At 70.6% G+C, this 21,154-nt stretch carries 21 protein-coding genes; 7 read left to right on the forward strand and 14 right to left on the reverse strand.

The genetic code is table 11. From position 1 onward, the window contains the following. Positions 1 to 25 precede the first annotated feature (25 nt). Positions 26 to 2,176 carry a YccS family putative transporter gene (gene yccS, locus MIC98_RS04725; protein WP_345772147.1) on the reverse strand — a complete coding sequence of 717 codons (2,151 nt, stop codon included), beginning with the start codon at positions 2,174 to 2,176 and terminating at the stop codon, positions 26 to 28. Positions 2,177 to 2,378: 202 nt separating this feature from the next. Beyond that, positions 2,379 to 3,299 (reverse strand): LysR family transcriptional regulator, encoded by a 921-nt coding sequence (locus MIC98_RS04730; protein ID WP_057639982.1) that lies wholly within the window; start codon positions 3,297 to 3,299, stop codon positions 2,379 to 2,381. 78 nt (positions 3,300 to 3,377) lie between these two features. On the opposite strand from MIC98_RS04730, the gene MIC98_RS04735 reads away from it, so the two are divergent. Beyond that, positions 3,378 to 4,373: an aldo/keto reductase gene (locus tag MIC98_RS04735; protein WP_057639981.1), complete on the forward strand. Its 996-nt coding sequence runs from the start codon at positions 3,378 to 3,380 to the stop codon at positions 4,371 to 4,373. A 92-nt stretch (positions 4,374 to 4,465) separates the two neighbouring features. On the opposite strand, the gene purD is transcribed toward MIC98_RS04735, so the two are convergent. The 12 genes from purD to cutA form a co-directional block, all read right to left on the reverse strand. Next, a complete protein-coding gene (purD, locus tag MIC98_RS04740) occupies positions 4,466 to 5,752 on the reverse strand; it encodes a phosphoribosylamine--glycine ligase (RefSeq protein ID WP_239736095.1) in 1,287 nt (428 codons plus the stop codon). Positions 5,753 to 5,774: 22 nt separating this feature from the next. Beyond that, a complete protein-coding gene (locus tag MIC98_RS04745) occupies positions 5,775 to 6,200 on the reverse strand; it encodes a hypothetical protein (protein ID WP_239736097.1) in 426 nt (141 codons plus the stop codon). A gap of 32 nt (positions 6,201 to 6,232) precedes the next feature. Beyond that, positions 6,233 to 7,819 (reverse strand): bifunctional phosphoribosylaminoimidazolecarboxamide formyltransferase/IMP cyclohydrolase, encoded by a 1,587-nt coding sequence (purH, locus tag MIC98_RS04750; protein WP_239736101.1) that lies wholly within the window; start codon positions 7,817 to 7,819, stop codon positions 6,233 to 6,235. A gap of 191 nt (positions 7,820 to 8,010) precedes the next feature. After that, complete coding sequence (gene fis, locus MIC98_RS04755; RefSeq protein ID WP_057639977.1) at positions 8,011 to 8,283, reverse strand: DNA-binding transcriptional regulator Fis; 273 nt, start codon at positions 8,281 to 8,283, stop codon at positions 8,011 to 8,013. A 102-nt stretch (positions 8,284 to 8,385) separates the two neighbouring features. Then, positions 8,386 to 9,126 carry a DUF3426 domain-containing protein gene (locus MIC98_RS04760; RefSeq protein WP_239736104.1) on the reverse strand — a complete coding sequence of 247 codons (741 nt, stop codon included), beginning with the start codon at positions 9,124 to 9,126 and terminating at the stop codon, positions 8,386 to 8,388. A gap of 30 nt (positions 9,127 to 9,156) precedes the next feature. Then, the gene (gene prmA / locus MIC98_RS04765; RefSeq protein ID WP_239736106.1) at positions 9,157 to 10,071 is read right to left on the reverse strand and encodes a 50S ribosomal protein L11 methyltransferase; all 915 of its coding nucleotides are present in this window, start codon (positions 10,069 to 10,071) and stop codon (positions 9,157 to 9,159) included. A 214-nt stretch (positions 10,072 to 10,285) separates the two neighbouring features. Then, positions 10,286 to 11,653: an acetyl-CoA carboxylase biotin carboxylase subunit gene (gene accC, locus MIC98_RS04770; RefSeq protein WP_057639974.1), complete on the reverse strand. Its 1,368-nt coding sequence runs from the start codon at positions 11,651 to 11,653 to the stop codon at positions 10,286 to 10,288. Positions 11,654 to 11,663: 10 nt separating this feature from the next. Next, positions 11,664 to 12,149: an acetyl-CoA carboxylase biotin carboxyl carrier protein gene (gene accB, locus MIC98_RS04775; RefSeq protein ID WP_057639973.1), complete on the reverse strand. Its 486-nt coding sequence runs from the start codon at positions 12,147 to 12,149 to the stop codon at positions 11,664 to 11,666. 61 nt (positions 12,150 to 12,210) lie between these two features. After that, a complete protein-coding gene (gene aroQ / locus MIC98_RS04780; RefSeq protein WP_239736108.1) occupies positions 12,211 to 12,645 on the reverse strand; it encodes a type II 3-dehydroquinate dehydratase in 435 nt (144 codons plus the stop codon). Between the two features lie 183 nt (positions 12,646 to 12,828). Beyond that, positions 12,829 to 13,401 carry a TlpA disulfide reductase family protein gene (locus MIC98_RS04785; protein ID WP_239736110.1) on the reverse strand — a complete coding sequence of 191 codons (573 nt, stop codon included), beginning with the start codon at positions 13,399 to 13,401 and terminating at the stop codon, positions 12,829 to 12,831. Position 13,402: 1 nt separating this feature from the next. Continuing rightward, complete coding sequence (locus tag MIC98_RS04790) at positions 13,403 to 15,703, reverse strand: protein-disulfide reductase DsbD (RefSeq protein WP_239736112.1); 2,301 nt, start codon at positions 15,701 to 15,703, stop codon at positions 13,403 to 13,405. A gap of 8 nt (positions 15,704 to 15,711) precedes the next feature. Continuing rightward, positions 15,712 to 16,050 (reverse strand): divalent-cation tolerance protein CutA, encoded by a 339-nt coding sequence (gene cutA / locus MIC98_RS04795; protein WP_057639970.1) that lies wholly within the window; start codon positions 16,048 to 16,050, stop codon positions 15,712 to 15,714. Positions 16,051 to 16,216: 166 nt separating this feature from the next. Here cutA and MIC98_RS04805 point away from each other — a divergent pair, with 166 nt between their 5' ends. The 6 genes from MIC98_RS04805 to MIC98_RS04830 all read left to right on the forward strand — a co-directional run bounded on the left by MIC98_RS04805 (position 16,217) and on the right by MIC98_RS04830 (position 21,128). Further along, the gene (locus MIC98_RS04805; protein ID WP_345772148.1) at positions 16,217 to 16,627 is read left to right on the forward strand and encodes a prepilin-type N-terminal cleavage/methylation domain-containing protein; all 411 of its coding nucleotides are present in this window, start codon (positions 16,217 to 16,219) and stop codon (positions 16,625 to 16,627) included. Next, positions 16,627 to 17,166 carry a prepilin-type N-terminal cleavage/methylation domain-containing protein gene (locus MIC98_RS04810; protein ID WP_239736125.1) on the forward strand — a complete coding sequence of 180 codons (540 nt, stop codon included), beginning with the start codon at positions 16,627 to 16,629 and terminating at the stop codon, positions 17,164 to 17,166. The genes MIC98_RS04805 and MIC98_RS04810 overlap by 1 nt, the downstream gene beginning before the upstream one ends. Continuing rightward, positions 17,150 to 17,557, forward strand: coding sequence for a hypothetical protein (locus MIC98_RS04815; RefSeq protein WP_239736128.1), 408 nt, complete (start codon positions 17,150 to 17,152; stop codon positions 17,555 to 17,557). The genes MIC98_RS04810 and MIC98_RS04815 overlap by 17 nt, the downstream gene beginning before the upstream one ends. Before the next feature lie 2 nt (positions 17,558 to 17,559). Next, positions 17,560 to 18,219 carry a hypothetical protein gene (locus MIC98_RS04820; RefSeq protein ID WP_239736129.1) on the forward strand — a complete coding sequence of 220 codons (660 nt, stop codon included), beginning with the start codon at positions 17,560 to 17,562 and terminating at the stop codon, positions 18,217 to 18,219. A 55-nt stretch (positions 18,220 to 18,274) separates the two neighbouring features. Next, positions 18,275 to 20,488: a hypothetical protein gene (locus MIC98_RS04825; protein WP_239736131.1), complete on the forward strand. Its 2,214-nt coding sequence runs from the start codon at positions 18,275 to 18,277 to the stop codon at positions 20,486 to 20,488. 352 nt (positions 20,489 to 20,840) lie between these two features. Then, a complete protein-coding gene (locus MIC98_RS04830; protein WP_057639964.1) occupies positions 20,841 to 21,128 on the forward strand; it encodes a co-chaperone GroES in 288 nt (95 codons plus the stop codon). Positions 21,129 to 21,154: the final 26 nt, after the last annotated feature.

The following is a 21,154-nucleotide window of genomic DNA, read 5'->3' on the forward strand; positions in this document are numbered from 1 at the left end:
AGCCCGTCGGGGGCATGGCCCCGACCTACGTGGCGTTGCCGACGGCTTCGGCCGCCGCCGCGCGCAGCTTCGGCAGCAGCCGCAGCATCAGCGCCAGCTGGGTGCGCACCAGCCGCAGCTTGTCGTCGATGTCGTCGGGCAGCTGTTCCAGCGCATCGGCCAGCGCCACCTCGTCTTCCTGCGGTGTCGCCGGCTGGCGTTGTTCCAGCGCGTCGGCCAACTGCGCCAGCGATTGCCGCAACTGCCGGTGGCCCTGCTCGATCAGCGGGTCGCCTTCGACCGCCGCCGCCTGCGCGCGGTGCGCACCCAGCGCCGACAGGTAGCCGAGCAGGGTGTTGGACAGGGCCAGGAAGCGGAAGCCGGCGTCGAGGTTGCCGCGCGCGTAGCTGGGCTCGCGCAGCATGTTGGACAATGCCACCGACAGCGCCACGTCGGCGTTGTGCATGTCGCGGCGGGCGACGCGGTAGGGCAGGTCGTCGCGCATGCCGCTGCGGTACTGGCCCAGCACCGCGTCCAGGTAGCCGGTACAGGTGGCCGCCACCTGCGCCATCACCCGGTGCAGGCGCCGGCCCTGCCAGTCGGGCAGGACCAGCAGCGAGGCCGCCACCGCGATGGCGCCGCCGATCAGCGTGTCCAGCAGCCGCGGCCAGATCAGCACGAAACCATCGTCGCCGAGCAGGTTGAAGCACAGCAGCGCCATCAGCGTGATCGCGGCGGTGGCGATGACGTAGCGCTCGTTGCGGGTGACGAAGAACAGCAGCGCGGCGGCCAGCGCCAGCAGCAGTTGCAACGCGGTGCCCGGGAACAGCTGCATCAGCGCCCACGTCACGCCCAGGCCGAGCAGCGTGCCGGCCACGCGCTGCACCAGCCGCAGCCGGGTGGCGCCGAAATGCGGGCGGCACACGAACACGACGGTCAGCAATATCCAGTAGCCATTCTGCGGGTGCACCAGCTTGAGCAGCGCATAGCCGGCGGTCAGCGCCAGCGCGATGCGCACGCCGTGGCGGAACAGCAGCGAGCCGGGGGTCAGTGCCTGGCGCAGGCGCGTGGCCATTTCGCGCAGGGTGTGCGGCGAGGAGTCGCGCAGGCGGGTGTCGATGCCTTCCAGCGGGGTATCGGCCAGCGAGGCCTCGGACAGCTGCCGGGCGATGTTGGACAGGTTGGTTTCCAGCAGTTGCAGCGAGCCCAGCAGCCGCCAGCGCGGGTCGGGTTGCCCGCGCAGGTAGCGCAGCGACTGTTGCAGGTCCTGCCCGGCCTGCCGGCACTTGTCGCCGTAGTCGAACGGCTGGCGCAGGCGGATGGCCTGGCCCAGCGCGGCGCAGGCCTGGCCCTGCAGGGTCAGCAGCCGGCGGCAGCGGTACAGCACGTCGCTGTGGAAGAACGCCTCGGTCAGCGCTTCGTAGGGATAGTGCGAGGAACTGGCGCGCTCGTGGAAATCCTGCGCCATGTAGTACAGGCGGAAGTACAGGCCGGACTGCACGCCCGGCCGACCGGAGCGGCCGAAGCGGCTGAGGATGGCGGTCTTGGCGGCGTCCAGTGCCTGCACCACGCGCACGTTCTGCTCGGCCAGCGCCAGTTGCCGCGCTTCGAGCCCGCCATTCCGCACCGGCTCGAACAGGTCGGCCTTCAGTTGCAGGTAACGGCCCAGTTCGGCGTACAGCCGCGCCAGCCGCTCGCGCACCGGGCGGTTGGCGAACATCACCGTCCACAGGATCGACAGCAGGCCGTACCAGGCCGCGCCGGCCAGCAGCAGCCAGGCCTCGCGCCAGGCCTGCGCGGCGTCGGCGTCCGGCTGCTGGTCGAGGGCGACCATCATGTAGATCGCCAGCGTCACCGTGGCCTGGCCGATGGAGGCGTAGCGTTCGCCGAGCGCGCCGAGCAGGGTCAGCGCGAACGCGGCCAGCGCCAGCGCGGCGACGAAGGCCAGCGGCATCGCGAACAACTGGATCACCGCCGCCGCCGCGGTGACGAAGCACAGCAGCGACAACAGCACCGCCTTGGCGCGGCCGCGGCCGTTGTCGTCGGTCTCGGCGATGGCGCTGGCGATGATGCCGAGGAACAGCGACGGCAGCGGCAGCAGGTCGCCGCGGTACCAGCACGCGGCCAGCACGGTGGACAGCGCGACGAACACGCGCAACCCGTAGCTGGCCTTTTCGTGGGCCCAGAGGCGGGTCAACAGACGTTCGGAGGAGCGCATGCCGGGGCGGAAGATTGCAGGACGGGGGGGTGCCAGATTGCAGTGCGAGGCATTGCGGGGGCAAGCGCGTGATGGTGCGGGGAGGGAGGGGCTTCCGGAGAGCGGGTAGGTCGGGGCCACGTCCCCGACGCGCGGCGCATCCGGCACGTATTGCGTTAAGCGTCGGGGACGTGGCCCCGACCTACGGCGGCGCGCCGTTGGCCTCGCGCATGAAGTCGACGAACACCCGCAGCTTGGGCGCCAGCTGTTCCCGCGAGGGGTAGTACAGGTGGAAGCCGGGGAACGGCGGCTGCCAGTCGTCGAGCACGCGCAGCAGCCGCCCGGCGGCGAGGTCGTCCGCGGCGGCGGCCTCGAACACCTGCGCCAGCCCCAGCCCGGCGATGGCCATGCGCCGGCCCAGCCCGCTGTCGTTGAAGATCGGCCCGCCGCCGACCTCGACGCTGAAATCCTGGCCGTTGCGGGTGAATTCCCACGGCATCAGCCGGCCGTCGCTGCGGCGGTAACGCATGCACACGTGCGCGGCCAGTGCTTCGGGCGTGTCCGGTGGCGGGTGCCGTTGCAGGTAGGCGGGGGCGCCGACCACCACCAGCCGCTGCGGCGGACCCAGCGGCACCGCGACCATGCCGTCGGCCAGCGATTCGCCGAGGCGGATGCCGGCATCGAAACCCTCGGCGACCAGGTCGGTCAGCGCCGCCTGCACTTCCAGCTCGACCTCCACCTGCGGGTAAAGCGCACAGAATGCCGGCAGGTGCGGCAGCAGCAGCCGTTCGACCGCGATCCGCGGCGTGGTGATGCGCAGGTGCCCGGCGGGTACGTCGCGGCTTTCCTCCAGTGCCTGCAATGCGCCGCCGATGCGCGCCAGTGCCGGCAGGGTTTCGCGCAATAGCCGTTCGCCGGATTCGGTCAGCCCGACCCGGCGCGTGGTCCGGTGCAGCAGGCGCGCGCCCAGCCGCCGCTCCAGGCTGCGCACCGACTGCGACAGCGCCGAGGGCGACATGCCCAGTTCGATGGCCGCGCGGCTGAAACTGGCGTGCCGCGCCACGCAGGCGAAGGCCGCCAGTGCGGGCAGCAGGGCAGGATTGATTGTGAAGTCATGCTTCATTGAAGTTGAAGATTATCCTGATTTATCGCCTGAAGCCCACGTCCTACAGTGGCCCTCCCTTTCCCCCGGAGCATCGCGATGCAGACCCGCACCCTCGGCCGCAACGGCCCCACGGTTTCCGCCCTCGGCCTCGGCTGCATGGGCATGAGCGCGTTCTACGGCGGCCGTGGCGACGATGCCGCGGCCATCGCGGTGATCCACCGCGCGCTGGAACGCGGCGTCACCCTGCTCGACACCGCCGACATGTACGGCCCGCACACCAACGAAATGCTGGTTGGCCGGGCCATCGCCGGCCGCCGCGGCCAGGTGATCCTGGCCACCAAATTCGGCGTCCGCTTGGACCCGTCCGATCCGCAGGCGCGCGGCGTCGATGGCCGCCCCGAGTACGTGCAGGCGGCCTGCGAGGCCAGCCTGAAGCGGCTGGGCGTCGATCACGTCGACCTGTACTACCAGCACCGGGTCGATCCGCAGGTGCCGATCGAGGACACCGTGGGCGCGATGGCGCGGCTGGTCGAGCAGGGCAAGGTGCGCTGGCTGGGCCTGTCCGAGGCGGCGCCGGAGACGATCCGCCGTGCGCATGCGGTACACCCGATCACCGCGTTGCAGACCGAGTATTCGCTGTGGTCGCGCGAACCGGAGCAGAATGGCGTGCTGGCTACGGTGCGCGAGCTGGGCATCGGCTTCGTGCCGTACTCGCCGCTGGGGCGCGGCTTCCTGACCGGCGCGATCCGCACGCCGGAGGACTTCGACGCGGACGACTACCGCCGCCATTCGCCGCGTTTCCAGGGCGACAACTTCGCCCGCAACCTGGCATTGGTGGAACAGGTGCGCGCCATCGCCGCGGACAAGGGCATCAGCGCCGGACAGCTGGCGCTGGCGTGGGTGCTGGCGCGCGGCGACGACCTGGTGCCGATTCCGGGTACCAAGCGCTTGGCCTATCTGGAAGAAAACCTCGGCGCGCTGGACGTGGCGCTGGATGCCGATGAACTGGCGCGGATCGACGCGGTGTTCCCGGTCGATGCGGTCGCCGGGGCGCGCTATCCGGCGGCGAGCATCGGCAGCGTGCACCGGTAGGTCGGGGCTACGCCCCCGACACGCCATCACGCATCACGCAGGGCCGCGGCGGCGCCATCCATGCGCCGTCGGGGCCGTAGCCCCGACCTACGTCATTGCTGCTCGCGGGCGATGGCGCGCCAGCCGATGTCGTTGCGGTGGAACGCGTTGGCCCAGCGGATCTTGTGCACGCCGGCATAGGCATGCTTCTGCGCGTCGGACACGCTGTCGCCCAGCGCGGCCACGCACAGCACGCGGCCGCCGGCGCTGACCACGTTGCCGGCGGCGTCCAGCGCGGTGCCTGCGTGGAAGACCTTGGCGCTGGCCGGTACGTCGTCCAGGCCGCTGATGACGTCGCCGCTGACCGGCGTTTCCGGGTACGGACGCGCGGCCATCACCACGCCCAGCGACGGGCGCGGGTCCCACTGCGCTTCGACGCCGGCCAGCGCGCCGTCGATGGCCTTCTCGACCAGATCGACCAGGTCCGATTGCAGGCGCAGCATCACCGGCTGGGTTTCCGGGTCGCCGAAGCGCACGTTGAATTCGATGACCTTCGGCGCGCCGGTCGCGTCGATCATCAGGCCGGCATAGAGGAAGCCGGTGAACGGCACGCCGTCCTTGATCATGCCGGCCACGGTCGGCTCGACCACCTCGCGCATCACCCGCGTGTGTACCTCGGGCGTGACCACCGGCGCCGGCGAGTACGCGCCCATGCCGCCGGTGTTGGGGCCGGTGTCGCCGTCGCCGACGCGCTTGTGGTCCTGCGAGGTCGCCATCGGCAGCGCGACACGGCCATCGACCATCGAGATGAAGCTGGCCTCCTCGCCGTCGAGGAACTCCTCGATCACCACGCGTGCGCCGGCGTCGCCGAAGGCATTGCCGGCGAGCATGTCGCGTACCGCGGCCTCGGCCTCGTCCAGCGTCATCGCCACGATCACGCCCTTTCCGGCGGCCAGGCCGTCGGCCTTGATGACGATCGGCGCGCCCTTGTCGCGCACGTAGGCCAGCGCCGCCTCGACCTCGGTATGCACCGCGTAGAACGCGGTGGGGATGCCGTGGCGGGCGAGGAAGTCCTTGGCGAAGGCCTTGCTGCCCTCCAGCTGCGCGGCGGCGGCGGTGGGCCCGAAGATGCGCAGGCCAGCGGCGCGGAAGCGGTCGACCACGCCGGCCACCAGCGGCACTTCCGGGCCGACCACGGTCAACGCGATGGCCTCGTCACGGGCCAGTTGCAGCAGGCCGTCGATGTCGGTGACCTTCACCGCGACGTTGCGGCACTTCGATTCGGTCGCGGTGCCGGCATTGCCCGGGGCGACGAGCACTTCGCCCACGCGCGGCGACTGCGCCAGCTTCCAGGCCAGGGCGTGTTCGCGGCCGCCGGAGCCGATGACGAGGATCTTCATGGGGTCAGTCCTGTGGGGGCATTCATGGGGAGCGGCAGTCGGACGCCTTCAGCGCCACTTCGAAGAACTGCGCGCCGTCGGCGTCGATGAAGCGGCGGCGCACGCCACCACCGGCGGCGTAGACCGGTGCCAGTGCGGCATTCGTGCACAGCTCGGCGATGGCGTCGGCCTCGTCGCGCCGCAGGGCCGCGAATACGTCGGGCCTGGCCTTGGCCGCCGCCACGGTGGCGTCGGGGGAACGGATCACGAACACCAGGTCGTCGCCGTGCCGATGCACGGCATCGACGATCAGGCCGTCACGGTAGGGTGCGGGCAGCTGTTTGCCGAGCGCGGCGATGGCCTGCCGCTGCGCATCGCCCAGCGTGCCATTGCCGCAGGCGGCCAGCAGCGGCAGCAACAGGGCCATGCATAGCGGGCGCGGCAACGCGGGCCACGTGGCAGCGGCCATTCCCCGTTTCCCGTTCCCCGTTCCCGGCTCCATCAGTGGCGGAAGTGGCGCACGCCGGTGAACACCATCGCGATGCCGTGCTCGTCGGCGGCGGCGATCACCTCGGCGTCGCGCATCGAACCGCCCGGCTGGATCACCGCGCTGATGCCGGCTTCGGCGGCGGCGTCGAGGCCGTCGCGGAACGGGAAGAACGCATCGGAGGCCATCACCGAGCCCGGTACCACCAAGCCCGCATCGTTGGCCTTGATGCCGGCGATGCGGGCCGAATACACGCGGCTCATCTGCCCGGCGCCGACGCCGATGGTGCGCTGGTCCTTCGCATAGACGATCGCGTTGGACTTGACGAACTTGGCCACCTTCCATGCGAACAGCAGGTCGGCGAACTGCGCTTCGGTGGGTGCAATATTGCTCACCACCTTCAACTCGTCGCGCGTGACCACGCGGTCGTCGGCGCTTTGCAGCAGCAGGCCCGAACCGACGCGCTTGCTGTCGATGAAACCCGGCGCCGCCGCCGCGGTGGGGATGCGCAGCACGCGCACGTTGGCTTTCTTCGTCGCGTAGTCCAGCGCGGCCGGTTCGTAGTCCGGGGCGATCAGCACTTCGACGAACTGGCGGTCGAGGATGGTCTGCGCGGTCTTCGCGTCCAGCGTGCGGTTGAAGGCGAGGATGCCGCCGAAGGCGCTGGTCGGGTCGGTGGCGTAGGCCTGCTCGTAGGCGTCGCCGACGCTGGCGGCGACGGCCACGCCGCACGGGTTGGCGTGCTTGACGATGACGCAGGCCGGCGCATCGAACTGGCGCACGCATTCCCACGCGGCGTCGGAGTCGGCGATGTTGTTGTAGCTCAGTTCCTTGCCCTGCAACTGGGTAAACGTCGCCAGCGAGCCCGGCGCCGGATGCAGGTCGCGGTAGAACGCAGCCTGCTGGTGCGGGTTCTCGCCGTAGCGCAGGTCCATCACCTTCACGAAAGTGGAGCTCATCTGCGCCGGGAACGCCTCGCGCGCCGGCACGGTGGCGCTGGCGTCGGTGACCGAGGAAAGGTAGTTGCCGATCGCCGCGTCGTACTGCGCCACGCGGTTGAACGCGGCCACCGACAGTGCGAAGCGCTTGGCGGCGGACAGCTTGCCGTCGTTGGCGTCCAGCTCGGCCAGCAGCGCGTCGTACTGCTCCGGGCTGGTGGCCACGGCGACGCGGGCGAAGTTCTTGGCCGCGCTGCGCAGCATCGCCGGGCCGCCGATGTCGATGTTCTCCACCGCGTCGGCCAGGGTGCAGTCCGCTTTGGCGGTGACCGCCTCGAACGGGTACAGGTTCAGCACCAGCAGGTCGATCGGGGCGATGCCGTGCTCGGCCATCACCGCATCATCCAGCCCGGCGCGGCCGAGCAGGCCGCCGTGCACCACCGGGTGCAGGGTCTTGACCCGGCCATCCATCATTTCCGGGAAGCCGGTGGCGTCGGACACGTCCTTGACCGGCAGCTCGGCCTCGCGGATCGCCTTGGCGGTGCCGCCGGTGGACAGCAGTTCGACGTTGCGCGCGGCCAGCGCGCGGGCCAGTTCGACCAGGCCGGTCTTGTCGGAAACGGACAGCAGGGCCCGGCGCACGGGCAGCAGATCAGCGGACATGAGGTGCGGGGGAAGCGGAAACGGGCCGGTATTGTAGCGGCCCGCGGCCCCGGGGTTTGGTTGCAGCGGTGACCGCCGCAGCGGCCATGCGGTGGCGCCCGACCGTTGGTCGCGGCGGCGGCGCGAAGCGCCGGGCGGTTGATGGCCCGTGCCGACCAATGGTCGGCACCCACCAGAGAGCTACCCTCGCCTCACGCCAGTCCGTATTCCTTGAGCTTCTTGCGCAGGGTGGCGCGGTGGATGCCGAGCATCGCCGCGGCGCGGCTCTGGTTGCCCTCGCAGTGGTTGAGCACTTCCACGAACAGCGGGATCTCCATTTCGCGCAGCACGATCTCGTAGACATCGTCGGCCTCGCAGCCGTCGAGGTCGCGCAGGTAACGGCGCACGGACTGGGCGACGTGTTCGCGCAGCGGCGGCTTCGGAGCGCCACGACTGCTGTCAGGACGGGAGGGGGCAGCGTTCAAGGGGATTCCCGGATTCGACGTGGCCGGGGCGCGAACGCGGCCGGCGGTGGAAGGGGGCAGTCTAGCGCGTGGGCCGTGGTGGCGTCATGCCGGCCGGTATGGTCAGCGGAACTCGAAGGTATAGGCGACGGTGGCCGCCGACGGTTCGCGCAGCAGGAACGCCACCTGCGCGCTCTGGCCGGGTTCGAGCAGCTGCCGCGGGCCCTGCGCGGGGTCGAGGTAGTCGCCCGGCTGCAGGGTACGGCGGCCGATGACGCGGCCGTCGGCGTCGGACAGCGACAACCGCAGCGCCGGCCACGCCTGCGCCCAGCGCGCGTCGTTGCGGAAGCTGGCCTGTACCTGCAGCACGCCGGGCTGGCCGGCCAGCGGCCGCACCTCGCGTTGGAGCATGGTGTAGGCCGCCGGCTCGTGCCAGGCCGGCAGGGCGCAGCGCAGCACCGTGCACACCGCGGCGATCAGCGGGCGGGTGCGGGCGTCGCCGGCAAGGCGGGCGCGGTCGGCCACGGCGATCTGCAGCAGCAGCAGCATGCCGAGCACGGCGACCAGCCCCCATTGCCAGCGTGGCGTGCGCAGCGCCGGGCGCGGGCCACGGAGGAAGGCCGGGGCAGCGGTGGTCGCCGCCGGTACCGCCGGTTCCGGTGTGGCCGCCTCGACGGCAATGGCGTCGTCGGTCGGTGCGGCATCGGCGATGGCCCCGGTTTCGTCGCCAGCCTCGTCGCCGGTTTCATCCGTGGCCGGTGCCGGCGTGTCGCCGGTTGCGGCGGCTGCGTTGCCGGCTTCGGCCTGCGGGCCGTGCAGGAAGGTGGCGAGCGGGCGGCGGTCGGGCGGGGTTTCGGCGGTCATGCGCATCGAGGGCCGTGGGACTGGCCCCATTCAAGCACGGCGCACGCCGGTGATGCGCATCCAGTCGCCGTCCTGCGCGGTTTGCAGTTGCTCGAACCATGCCGCATAGCGCTCCAGCAATTCGCCTTCCTGCCCGTGCAGGATGCCGGACAGGGCGATGCGCCCGCCCGGCGCCACGCGCGCGGCCAGCCGTTCGGCCAGTGCGTCCAGCGCCGAGGCGAGGATGTTGGCGACCACGACCGGGTAGGTGGCGGCCGGCTCGTCCTCGGGCAGGTACGCGGCGATGTGCACGCCGTTGCGCTCGCCGTTGTCGGCGGTAGCGAGCAGCGCCTGCGGGTCGTTATCGACGCCTGCCGCATTGGCGGCGCCGAGCTTGAGCGCGGCCAGCGCGAGGATGCCGGAGCCGCAGCCGAAATCGAGCACGCTGCGGCCGGCCAGTTCGCCGTCGGCGGCCAACTGGTCGAGCCAGCGCAGGCACAGCGCAGTGGTCGGGTGGGTGCCGGAGCCGAAGGCGAGGCCGGGGTCCAGCCGCACCACGGCAGCGTCGGCGGCCTGCGCGGCTGCGGGCAGTTCGTGGTTCCACGGCACGATCCAGGTGCGCCGGCCGAACTGCATCGGCTGGAACTGGTCCAGCCATGCGCGCTCCCAGTCCTCGTCCTCGACCGCGCGGAAGCCGGCGTTGCTCCAGTCCAGCCCGGCGTCGAAGGCTTCCAGCGCGGCCAGCAACGCCAGCGCATTGGTTTCCGCGGGGAACAACGCGGTCAGTACCAGCTCGTTCCACAGCGGGGTTTCGCCCACACCCGGCTCCAGGATCGCGTGTTCGTTGCCGGTGTCGGCATCGGCGTCGAGCAGGGTCACCGCCAGCGCGCCGACGTCCTCCAGCGCGTTCTCGTAGCGGGGCTGGGTGGCTTCGGTGCAGCGCAGGGTGAGTTCGAGGAAGGGCATGGCGGTACGGCGACGACGGAACGGAAGCGGGCATCCTAGACGAGCGGCGAAGCGGATGCATGGACGTTGGCGGGTGCCGGCCGTCACCACCGGGGGTAGGTCGGGGCTACGCCCCCGACGATTCGTGTCGCCGTCGGGGGCATAGCCCCGACCTACGAAACGGAAGAAGGCGGGTTTCCCCGCCTTCTTCTTCACAACGTCGGCCGGCGCAGGCTCAGGTCAGCGCGATCGACTGGTTCTTGCGCTCGGCCAGGCGCTTTTCCAGGTAGTGGATGTTCTGCCCGCCGGCCTGGAAGCCCTTGTCGCGCATGATCCGCTGCTGCAACGCGACGTTGGTCTTGATGCCGTCGACCACCATCTCGCTCAGCGCCACCCGCATGCGGGCGATGGCGGTGTCGCGGTCCGGGCCGTGCACGATCAGCTTGCCGATCATCGAGTCGTAGTTGGCCGGCACCCGGTAGCCGCCGTAGATGTGCGTGTCCACGCGCACGCCCGGGCCGCCTGGCGGGTAGAAGCCGGTGATGGTGCCGGGGCAGGGGAAGAACGTCTCCGGGTCCTCGGCGTTGATGCGGCACTCGATGGCGTGGCCGTTGATCTTGATGTCGCTCTGCTTGATCGACAGCTTGTGCCCGGCGGCGATCTTCAGCTGCTCGGCGACCAGGTCGATGCCGGTGATCAGCTCGGTCACCGGATGCTCCACCTGGATGCGGGTGTTCATCTCGATGAAGTAGAAACGGCCATTCTCGAACAGGAACTCGAAGGTGCCGGCGCCGCGGTAGCCGATGCGGATGCAGGCTTCCACGCAGACCTTGCCGATTTCCTCGCGCAGCTCCGCGGTGATGCCCGGCGCCGGCGCTTCCTCCACCACCTTCTGGTGGCGGCGCTGCATCGAGCAGTCGCGCTCGCCGAGGTGGATGGCGCCGCCCTGGCCGTCGGCCAGCACCTGGATCTCCACGTGGCGTGGGTTCTCCAGGAACTTCTCCATGTAGACCATGTCGTTGCCGAACGCAGCCTTGGCTTCCTGCTTGGTGGTGGCGATGGCGTTGACCAGCGCCGCTTCCGAATGCACCACGCGCATGCCGCGGCCGCCGCCGCCGCCGGCGGCCTTGACGATGACCGGGTAGCCGATCTCGCGGGCGATCTTGATGTTGGCGGCGGCATCGTCGCCGAGCGGGCCGCCCGAGCCGGGCACGCACGGCACGCCGGCGGCCTTCATCGCGCGGATCGCCTCTACCTTGTCGCCCATCAGGCGGATGGTGTCGGCCTTGGGGCCGATGAAGATGAAGCCGGACTGCTCCACGCGCTCGGCGAAGTCGGCGTTCTCCGACAGGAAGCCGTAGCCGGGGTGGATGGCCTGCGCGTCGGTGACCTCGGCCGCGGCGATCAGCGCCGGGATGTTGAGGTAGCTCTCCGACGACGGCGCCGGGCCGATGCACACCGACTCGTCGGCCATCGCCACGTGCTTGAGGTTGCGGTCGACGGTGGAATGCACCGCGACCGTGCGGATGCCCAGGGTGTGGCACGCGCGCAGGATGCGCAGCGCGATTTCACCACGGTTGGCGATTACGACCTTGTCGAGCATGGCCGGCGCCTCAGGCGATCACGAACAGCGGCTGGTCGAACTCCACCGGGTTGCCGCTTTCGCCGAGGATGGCGACCACGGTGCCGGACACCTCGGCCTCGATCGGGTTGAACATCTTCATCGCCTCGATGATCGCCAGCGTCTCGCCGGCCTTGACCTGCTGGCCGACGCTGACGAACGGCGGCTTGTCCGGGGCGGCGGAGGCGTAATAGGTGCCCACCATCGGCGCGCGCTGCACGTGGCCGTCCGGCAGGGCGTTGCCCGGCTTGGCGGTGCCGCCGGTGGAGGCCTCGGTCGGCGAGTTCATCGGCATGCTCGGGGCCGCGGCCGGGGCCGGGGCGTGGACCGGCGCGGCGACGGCCACCGGCGCCGGCACGTAGCCGCCGACCGGGGTGCGCGACAGGCGCACGGATTCTTCGCCTTCCTTGATCTCGATCTCGGCCAGGTTCGACTCTTCCAGCAGGTCGATCAGCTTCTTGATTTTGCGCAGGTCCATAGAGAGCCTCTTGGGTGTTGTCGGCGGCGGCGCGTTCGCGCACCGCCGCCGGGGAATGGGGTCAGAGCCGCTGCAGGGCGGCGTCCAGGGCGTAGCGGTAGCTGTCCGCGCCGAAGCCGCAGACCACGCCGACCGCCTTGTCGCTGAAATAGCTGTGCTGGCGGAAGGGTTCGCGGGCGTGCGGGTTGGACAGGTGGATTTCGATGAACGGGACGGCCACCGCCGCCAGCGCGTCGCGCAGCGCGACCGAGGTATGGGTGAAGGCGGCCGGGTTGATCAGGATGAAGGCGGTGCCGTCGCCACGGGCGGCCTGCACCCGCTCGACCAGCACGTGCTCGGCGTTGGACTGCAGGCTCTCCAGCACGTGCCCGGCGGCCAGCGCCTGCGCGGCCAGCGCCGCGTCGATGCCGGCCAGCGTGGTGTGCCCGTAGACCTCAGGCTCGCGGCTGCCGAGCAGGTTCAGGTTGGGGCCGTGGAGGACCAGCAGTCTTGCCATGTGCCAGCGGTGGGTGGGAAAGGGCGGGAGTCTGAGCGAAGCCGGCAATGCTGTCCAGTTCGGCGAACTTGGCGGCGATTTAATCGAATGTTTGAATTTTGAGGGCGGCCGCCGGGGTAGGAGCGCACCTTGGTGCGCGATGGGTTTTACCGGGAAAGCATCATCGCGCACCAAGGTGCGCTCCTACGGGGTTGCTACCCATTCCTCGATCTCGCCGGCCTTGAACGGCCCCAGTTTCTGCTTCACCACCCGGCCCTGCGCATCGACCAGCACGCTGTAGGGCAGCAACCCCTGCGTGTTGCCGAGCCTGACGCTGGCATCGGCCGGGCCGGGGCTGTCGATCACGATGGGGTAGTACACCGGCACGTTGCCGAGGAAGTCGAGCACCGCCTCGGGCGTGTCCAGTGCCAGCCCCACCACCTGCGGGCCGTTGTCGGCGTGTTTGGCGGCGAAGCGCGCCAGTTCCGGCATTTCCTCGACGCACGGGCCGCACCAGCTGGCCCAGACGTTGATCAGCAGCGGCTTGCCCTTGAACTGGTCGGGGAAGCGCACCGGCATGCCGTCCAGGTCGGGCAGGGTGAAGGCCGGCAACGGCTCGCCGGGGCGGGCCACCGGTACCGGCGGCGCCGGCCGCGGGACGGTCGAGGGCGAGGTCATCGGCAGCGGCCCGGGCACGGCCGGGCGGCCCAGCCAGGCGCCGGCGGCGAGCCCGGCCGCCGCGGCGATTCCCGCCACCCACCACAGCCGCGCGCGCATGTCAGCGCGCCGCGCGCAGCAGCGCGTCCTCGACCACGGACTGGGTCAGCACGGTCGGCAGCACCCGCGGCGGCGCGCCGGGGCCGTAGACCACGTACAGCGGCACGCCCACCGCCTTGTGCTGCTCGAGGAAGGCGCTGATCTGCGGGTCGACGTTGGTCCAGTCGCCGCGCATATAGACTGCGTCCACCCGCTTGAGCCCGTCGCGGAAGGCGGCGCGGTCGAGCACATTGCGCTCGTTGGCCTTGCAGGTCACGCACCAGTCGGCGGTCATGTTGACGAACACCACGCGGTTGTCCGCGCGCAACCGGTCGAGCATCTCCGGCGAGTACGCCACCGTGCCCTCGCTGGCCGCGCGCGCCGGCGGCTGCATGCGGGTCACGCCCCATACCGGCGCCAGCGCCAGCAGCACGATCGCCGCGCCTAGTGCCATGCCGAACCGGCGGCTGTGCCAGCGGCTGCGCTCGAACCACCACAGGCCCAGCGCCAGCACCGCCATGCCGGCCAGCAGCAGCGCGGTGGCGTCGATGCCGCGCTGCTTGCCCAGCACCCACAGCAGCCAGATCGCGGTCAGGTACATCGGGAACGCCAGCACCTGCTTGAAGGTTTCCATCCACGCGCCCGGCTTCGGCAGGCGCCGCGCCAGCGCCGGCACGAAGCCGATCAGCAGGAACGGCAGCGCCAGCCCCAGCCCCAGCATCAGGAACACCAGCATCGCCACCGCCGCCGGTGCGGTGAAGGCATAGGCCAGCGCCGGGCCCATGAACGGGGCGATGCAGGGGCTGGCGACCACGCAGGCCAGCACGCCGGTGAAGAAGTCGCCGGCCGCGTCCTGGCGCTGCGCCAGCGACTGGCCGACGCCACCGAGGTTGCCGCCCAGGGTGAACACGCCGCTCAGGCTCAGGCCGACCACGAACATCAGGTAGGCCAGCGCGGCGATGAACCACGGGTGCTGCAGCTGGAAGCCCCAGCCGGCGGCCTGTCCGGCCGCGCGCAGCGCCAGCACCAGCGCCCCGACCGCGGCGAACGCGACCAGCACGCCCAGCGTGTACCACAGTGCGTGGCGGCGGGCGTGGCGGCGGCTCTCGCCGCTCTGCGCCAGCCCCAGCACCTTCAGCGACAGCACCGGCAGCACGCACGGCATCAGGTTGAGGACCAGGCCGCCGGCCAGCGCCAGCAGCAGGATCCAGAGTAGCGAATCGGCGCGGCCGGCGGTGGCCGGCGGCAGGCTGCGGCGGTCGTTGTCGGCGGAGGCGTCCGCCGTGGTCGCCCCGGCCCCGGGAGCGGCATGCATCACCAGCGGTTGCGGCGCCGGCAGGCCGCCCGGGTCCGCGGCCGGCGACGACGCGGCCGCGTCCTTGTCGCGGCTGGGCAGCGGCGGGATCACCCGCGGCACGACGATGGCCTCGTCGCTGTGCGACACCTTGCCGGCCGGCAGCGACAGCCGCACCCGGCGGGTCATCGGCGGGTAGCAGATGCCGTCGGTCTGGCAGCCCTGGAAGGTGGCCACCAGCGTGGCGCTGGCGGGCCCGGCATGCTCGCGGCGCAGCGGCAGCGGCACGTCCACCTGGTCGAAATACACCACCACGTCGCCGAAGTGCTCGTCGCGGTGCGAGGTGCCGGCCGGCCACTGCGGCTGCCCGGTGCGGATGCCGGCCACGCCTTCCAGTGCCAGCGAGGTGCGGTCGCGGTACAGGTAGTAGCCCGGCGCCGGCGAGAACCGCAGCAGCAGGCGGTTGCCGTCATCGACGATGGCCTCGAAGCCGAACGCCTGCTCCGAGGGCAGCGGCAGGTTCTGGCTGGCCGCCGCGCCGGGCAGCTTCAGGCCGCCACCGCTGGCACGCGCGAGCGGGTTGGCGGGCGCGCTGCCGGCGGTGGCGGCCGGCAGCTTCACTTCGAGCGTGCGCTTCTGCGGCGGATAGCACACGCCGGCGTCGGCGCAGCCCTGGTAGCGCACTTCCAGCGTCACCGTGTCGGTGCCGGGGGCGGCGGTGCCGGGCAGGGTGGCCTGCAACTGCCGGTGGTAGGTCTCCACGTCGCCGAAGAACTCGTCGTGCTTCTTTTCGCCATCGGGCATCCGCAGCGTGCCGGCGTCGAAGCCCGGCCCGGCCTTGGCGCTGGTGCGGTGGCGGTACAGGTAGTAGCCCGGCGCGATGTCCCAGTGCAGCTCGATGCGGTCGCGGCTGCCTGCCTCGACGCGCAAGGCGAAGGCCTGGTCGACCGGCAGCAGGTCCTTCTCGCTGATCGCCCATGCCGGCAGGGCGCAGCCGGCGAGCACGAGCAGGGCGGTGAAATGTCGCAACAACCTCTTCAACGTGGGTCTTCCTCACGGGTCTGTGCCCGAATCCAGTCCAGATAGGCCGGCAATCCGGCGCTGGGGGTGAGCGCCAGGATCTCCGGCACTTCGTAGGGGTGCAGGCGGGTGATGGCGGCGGTGAGCGCGTCCAGCCGGTCGGCGCAGGTCTTGACCAGCAACTGCACTTCCCCGGCCTGTTCCACCCGGCCCTGCCAGCGATACACAGACTGCATCGGCGGCAACAAGTTCACGCAGGCGGCCAGTTTCCGCTCCACCAGGTGGCGGGCCAGCGACTGTGCGGTGGGGGTGTCGGGGCAGGTGCAGAAGACCAGGCGGGCGTCATGGGCGTCCATCACCGGATTTTCGCAGAAATCGGCGGGCTCTTTTCCTACATTACTTCTGGTTATTTGACATCGTTGTCATCACTGGACAAGGATTGCGGAGCAAAGTAGGCGGCGGGTTTAGTGTGACAGTGATCGCGCTTGCCCGCGCCGATATGGCATCCAAGGGGGGAATGTCGTGGATCGACGCAACAATCGGGGCTTCACGCTGATCGAGGTCATGGTGGTGGTGGTCATCCTGGCCATCCTGGCGGCCATCGCGCTGCCGTCCTATGCCAATTACGTCGCGCGCAGCAAGATCCGCACGGCGCAGGCCGACCTGCGCGCGCTGTCCGCGGCACTGGAAAACCACCGCCAACGCACCCTGCTCTACCCGGTGGAGGCGCCCGCCGACACGGCCGCGGTCAAGGCCGCCTTCCCGGCATGGAACCCGGCGGCCAAGTCCGTCGATTTCGGCTTCTCGGCCAATTCCGACGCCAATGGCTACACCCTCACCGCCAGCGGCGCGAGCGGCAAGCTCAGCGGCTGCACGCTGACCCTGGCGCAGGACGGCACGACGGGCGACGCCGGCTGCCTGGCGGGGTGGTGATGAAGCGCGCGGCCGGCTTCACCCTGATCGAGTTGATGGTGACCGTGGCGATCATGGCCGTGCTGGCCCTGGCCGGCATGCCGTTCGCCAAGTCGTGGATGGAAAGCAACCGGCAGATGCAGGCCCGCAACCTGCTGTGGGAGGGCATTGCCCAGTCGCGCGCGGTGGCCCTGCGCAACCCCGGCGGCACCACTGCCGGCCCGGCAGCCCGGCTGGAGCGCACCGGCGCCGGCGTCCTGCAGGTGGCATGCGTCGATGGTGTTGCGCCGGATGGCGCTGCCATTCCGTGCGTCCCCGACCCCGATGCCAACCCGGATCGGGTGGTGTGGAAGAGCGTCGTCCTTCCCGGCGGCGACACCAGCACGCTGCATCTGGCTACCGCGGCCAACGTGATCAATCCGGCTGACTGGACCTGCGTGGCCTTCGACAACCGCGGCCATCGCGTGGTCGCGGGCGCGGATTGCGCCGCGGCCGCTGGCACCCCCCGCATCGCCATAGGTTTCAACGACCAGGAGCCGCTCTATGTCGACCTGCTTTGATCCGCGCCGCCGGCAACGCGGCGACATGATGCTCGAAGCGCTGGTGGGCGTGCTGATCACCAGCATCATCGGTGCCGGGCTGGCGCACGTGGCCAGCCGCGTGCTGAGCGGCCAGCGCGATGCGAAGGTGGAGAACATCGCCGTCGAGCAGCTGCGCGCGCAACTGGAAAGCGGCGGCATCAGCCTGTGCGACGGCGGCGCCGTCACCATCAGGCTGCCCGGCGGCGACAAGATCGTCGACGTGGACTGCGAGGTCGCCGCGGCCAACATCACCGTGGCCGGCATCGCGCGCGCCATCGATGCGCCGCAGCGGGTGGAGCTGCGGGTCGCTGCCGCCGACCTGGGCATCGGCGATGAAAACGCGCCCCTGATCGTGTCGTCGAGGCAATGACCATGAAGCCGCGCCCCGTTCCCGCCCCCCCGCGCCTGCGCCAGACCGGCCAGAGCCTGGTCAGCATGATGGTGGGGCTGGTGATCTCGCTGATCACCATTGCCGCCATGCTGACGCTGTACAAGACGATGGTGGGCGTGTCCAACGAGGCATCGGTGGCGGCCCGCCGCGACGGGCAGGTGTCGGCCGGGCTGCTGGCCGCGCAGATCGAACTGCAGTCCGCCGGATTCGGCGTGGACCCGGCCGCCGCGCCGCTCGCCAACCGCCTGTCCATCTCCAACGATGGCAAGCAGGTGGCATGGCATTACAACGACGGCGCCAACGACGTGTGCGCCGGCCTGTGGGTGGATGCGAACGGTATCTATCGCCTGCGTCCCGTGATGGGTTGCGTCGATGCCGCCGCCGCGGCGTGGGCCGCGAACCAGCGCGAGCCGCTGGCGCTGATGCCCACCACGCCGGACGGCAACCTGATCGCGTTCGCCGCCGACGAGGAAGGCGGCGCATCGCTGGCCGGCTACACCTTCAGGCAGGAACCCGCCGCGTGCCTGCCCTACCGACAACAGGACTACGCCAGCACGCCCGCGCCGGCGGCGCAGCGGGTGCGGCTGGCGAATGCGGACGGCAAGCAGCTGTTCTCGGTATGCCTGCCCAACCTGACCTGACGACCGTCTCCCCCGCATTGCCGACAGGCACGCGACACCGCCAAGGAACCCGCGCATGAACAGGAACCGGAAGCCGTACTCCCCGCCGCGCCGCCGCCAGCGCGGCGTCGCCACCCTGTTGATCGTGCTGGTGGTCGGCCTGGCCGTCTCGGTGACGGTGGCCGCCACCGTGTATTCGCTGCGCGGCACCCAGTCGCGGCAGCTGACCACGCACTCGGCCACCGCCGCGCAGGCCGCGGCCTGGCGCGGCGTGGAGGCGCTGCGCCTGTACCTGCTGCAGTTGAACAAGGCCGAGCTGGAAGCATTGCAAGGGCCCGTGCAGGGCATGGGCGCGCTTGGCGTCAGGTCGGCGGCCATCGTCGGCGTCGCGCCCCACGGCGTGGACCGGTACCGGGTGAACGCCACGGTCACCGGCGAGGCCGGCGTCGGCAGCGCCCTGACCACCGCCACCGTCGAGGTGGTCTACGACGTGGGCCCGGGCGCCGGCGGGCCGGGCGTGCCGCCGGTGTGCGCCTCCCTGCCGCCGGCGCCGATGGTGTTCAACGGCAACCTGGACTACAGCGGCGGCAAGCTGGACGTGACCAATTCCACCACCTACGAGAACATCGTGGTGGCCGGCAACCTGACCGTCGGCGGCGGCTCCAGCGCGCGCATCTCCGGCTGCATGAAGGGCGACGTGAAGCTGAGCGGTGGCGGCATCACCGACAACGGCCACATCTATTCCGAAGGCAGCATCCAGATCGACGGCATGGGCAACCCCAGCGGCACCACGCTGTGGGGGCGCAACGTCAACATCGGCAATGGCGTCAGCGGTGGCAACTACGTCGCGGTCAAGGCCGGTGCCTACGTGGTGACGGTGCACAACGGCGATCAGGCCATCGGCACGTCGGAGGTAGGTGGCCGGCTGATCGCCTCCACGGTGACCGGGGGCATCCCGTGGACCACCGGCACCGTGCTGCCGGCCGCCAGCGGGCGCGTGGTCGTCACCCTGGCCGATGGCAGCCAGTTCCTGCTGGACATGGGCAAGGTCGTCATCGACGACGCCACCGGCGCGGTATCCGGTGCGGCGGCGGCCGCCGAACTGCTCGCGGGCGCGGAGGACAGCCAGCTGCCGGACGCGCTGGAATTCAGGTCTACCGCCATCACCGGCGGCAATGCCGGCCTGTTCACCCTCACCATCGGCCAGCTGTGGGGGCACCGTGTCTCGGTCAAGGGCTGGAGCGGCAAGTACGACACGCTGTGGGGCAACGGCGACATCGATATCGTCTCGGGCACCATCGGCAGCCTGCTCGGCGGCGGCAACCTCGAGGTCAACGACGTGTCGGTGGGTGGCTCCGGCCGGGTGGCGGGCTCGATCAACAAGCCCGTCGCCAACGTGCTGGCCGGGCAGGCCGGCACCAGCCCGGGCCTGCCGGGCCTGCCCTACTGCGATGCGCGGGTGAAGCCCATCGACGCGGACAACTACAAGGGCATGGCGAACTACATCTTCGAGTCCGTCGGCGGCCAGCCCCAGCTCACCATCCAGCACGTCAAGCGCGCCGATGGTTCGTCCATCGACGGCGTGTACCCGCTGAAGAACCCGAGCGCGGCCCAGTTGCAGGTCCTGCAGGAGCTGATGACCTGCAACAACACCAACGACAAGGGCTGCCTCAACGTCAGGCAGGGCGACGGCAGCTGGCTGCTGCACGGCGTCAACAAGATGCCCGCGGGCGTGCTCTGGTTCGACGCGAAGCTGACGGTGGACGGGACCAGCACCAACCTGCTCAACACCCTGGTCAACCGCGGCGACATCGCGCTGACCGGTTCGGGGCACGGCGACCTGGTCGCCCCCAACTTCGCCGGGGCGGCGGCGGTCTGCGGCGGCGCCTTCTACCCGGCCAACCTGTGCGCCGACCGCGACAGCTTCGTGACCTGGGAGAACCCGAACGACCTGGACGACGAAGGCAACCCCAAGGTCTACACCGGCCTGCCCATCGCCAATACCGCCGTGGTCAGCGAGGAGGACGCGACGATGGCCGGCTGGACGATCAAGGGCAGCGTGCTGCTGGGCAAGAAGCTGTTCACCAACGGCGCCACCGTGACCATCCAGGGCAGCCTGACCGTGGGCAGCAACGAGCGCTCGGACACCACCATCTCCGCCGGCGGCATCGCCGTGGACGTACCCGACGGCGACGGCAGCCTGAACGTCGTCCCGGTCTGCAGCGCCGGCAACCCGGCGATCCCGGCCGGCCCGCCCACTGCCTCGGTGCTGTGGTCGCGTTACCTCTGAAACAACCATCAGACCCCGGCACCCAGCCGGGGCGGCTCTCTCCCCTGCCTGGCGCAGGCCGTTTCCCGGCGGTCCGCGCCTTTTCTTTTGCGGCCGCCGGCCCCATGCCGGTCCCGGTGCGGTACCGGCTGGGCGGAAGTTGAGCCTGGCTCCGGCCCAAGGCTGACGGAGTGGGACCGCTGCCCCGGTCCGGCCGGAACGGAAGTGCGCAGGGGCCCTTGAAAGCCACCCGGCGATCCCCATCTCCCAGCCAAGCCCGGTCGACGGGCGTTTTTACGCGTGGCGCCGCTGCCCGGCACGGGGTGGCGACCACCGGACTTTTCGGACCAATCAACAACTCAAGAGGTCTTACATGAGCATCAAGCCGCTGCACGACCGCGTCGTGGTCAAGCCCATCGAAGCCGACGAAATCTCCGCCGGGGGCATCCTGATCCCGGATTCGGCCAAGGAAAAGTCCACCAAGGGCGAAGTCGTGGCCGTCGGCCCCGGCAAGCCGCTGGACAACGGCAGCGTCCGCGCCCCGGCGCTGAAGGCCGGCGACAAGGTCATCTATGGCCAGTACGCCGGCTCGACCTACAAGGCCGACGGCGTCGAGTACAAGGTGCTGCGCGAGGACGACGTGCTGGCCGTCATCGGCTGAGCCGCGCTTCCGCGACCGAACCCCCA

This window comes from Stenotrophomonas sp. NLF4-10, assembly GCF_022359915.1.
GTDB lineage: Bacteria > Pseudomonadota > Gammaproteobacteria > Xanthomonadales > Xanthomonadaceae > Stenotrophomonas > Stenotrophomonas daejeonensis.

Bases quoted from the DNA above. Each gene is read 5' to 3' on its own strand.
- MIC98_RS04745 (WP_239736097.1), bottom strand. From the start codon at position 6,200: ATGGCCGCTGCCACGTGGCCCGCGTTGCCGCGCCCGCTATGCATGGCC.
- MIC98_RS04815 (WP_239736128.1), top strand. From the start codon at position 17,150: ATGTCGACCTGCTTTGATCCGCGCCGCCGGCAACGCGGCGACATGATG.
- MIC98_RS04785 (WP_239736110.1), bottom strand. From the start codon at position 13,401: ATGCGCGCGCGGCTGTGGTGGGTGGCGGGAATCGCCGCGGCGGCCGGG.
- accC (WP_057639974.1), bottom strand. From the start codon at position 11,653: ATGCTCGACAAGGTCGTAATCGCCAACCGTGGTGAAATCGCGCTGCGC.
- prmA (WP_239736106.1), bottom strand. From the start codon at position 10,071: ATGCCCTTCCTCGAACTCACCCTGCGCTGCACCGAAGCCACCCAGCCC.
- accB (WP_057639973.1), bottom strand. From the start codon at position 12,149: ATGGACCTGCGCAAAATCAAGAAGCTGATCGACCTGCTGGAAGAGTCG.
- MIC98_RS04830 (WP_057639964.1), top strand. From the start codon at position 20,841: ATGAGCATCAAGCCGCTGCACGACCGCGTCGTGGTCAAGCCCATCGAA.
- aroQ (WP_239736108.1), bottom strand. From the start codon at position 12,645: ATGGCAAGACTGCTGGTCCTCCACGGCCCCAACCTGAACCTGCTCGGC.
- purH (WP_239736101.1), bottom strand. From the start codon at position 7,819: ATGTCCGCTGATCTGCTGCCCGTGCGCCGGGCCCTGCTGTCCGTTTCC.
- MIC98_RS04735 (WP_057639981.1), top strand. From the start codon at position 3,378: ATGCAGACCCGCACCCTCGGCCGCAACGGCCCCACGGTTTCCGCCCTC.
- MIC98_RS04730 (WP_057639982.1), bottom strand. From the start codon at position 3,299: ATGAAGCATGACTTCACAATCAATCCTGCCCTGCTGCCCGCACTGGCG.
- MIC98_RS04810 (WP_239736125.1), top strand. From the start codon at position 16,627: ATGAAGCGCGCGGCCGGCTTCACCCTGATCGAGTTGATGGTGACCGTG.
- MIC98_RS04825 (WP_239736131.1), top strand. From the start codon at position 18,275: ATGAACAGGAACCGGAAGCCGTACTCCCCGCCGCGCCGCCGCCAGCGC.
- purD (WP_239736095.1), bottom strand. From the start codon at position 5,752: ATGAAGATCCTCGTCATCGGCTCCGGCGGCCGCGAACACGCCCTGGCC.
- cutA (WP_057639970.1), bottom strand. From the start codon at position 16,050: ATGGACGCCCATGACGCCCGCCTGGTCTTCTGCACCTGCCCCGACACC.
- MIC98_RS04820 (WP_239736129.1), top strand. From the start codon at position 17,560: ATGAAGCCGCGCCCCGTTCCCGCCCCCCCGCGCCTGCGCCAGACCGGC.
- MIC98_RS04760 (WP_239736104.1), bottom strand. From the start codon at position 9,126: ATGACCGCCGAAACCCCGCCCGACCGCCGCCCGCTCGCCACCTTCCTG.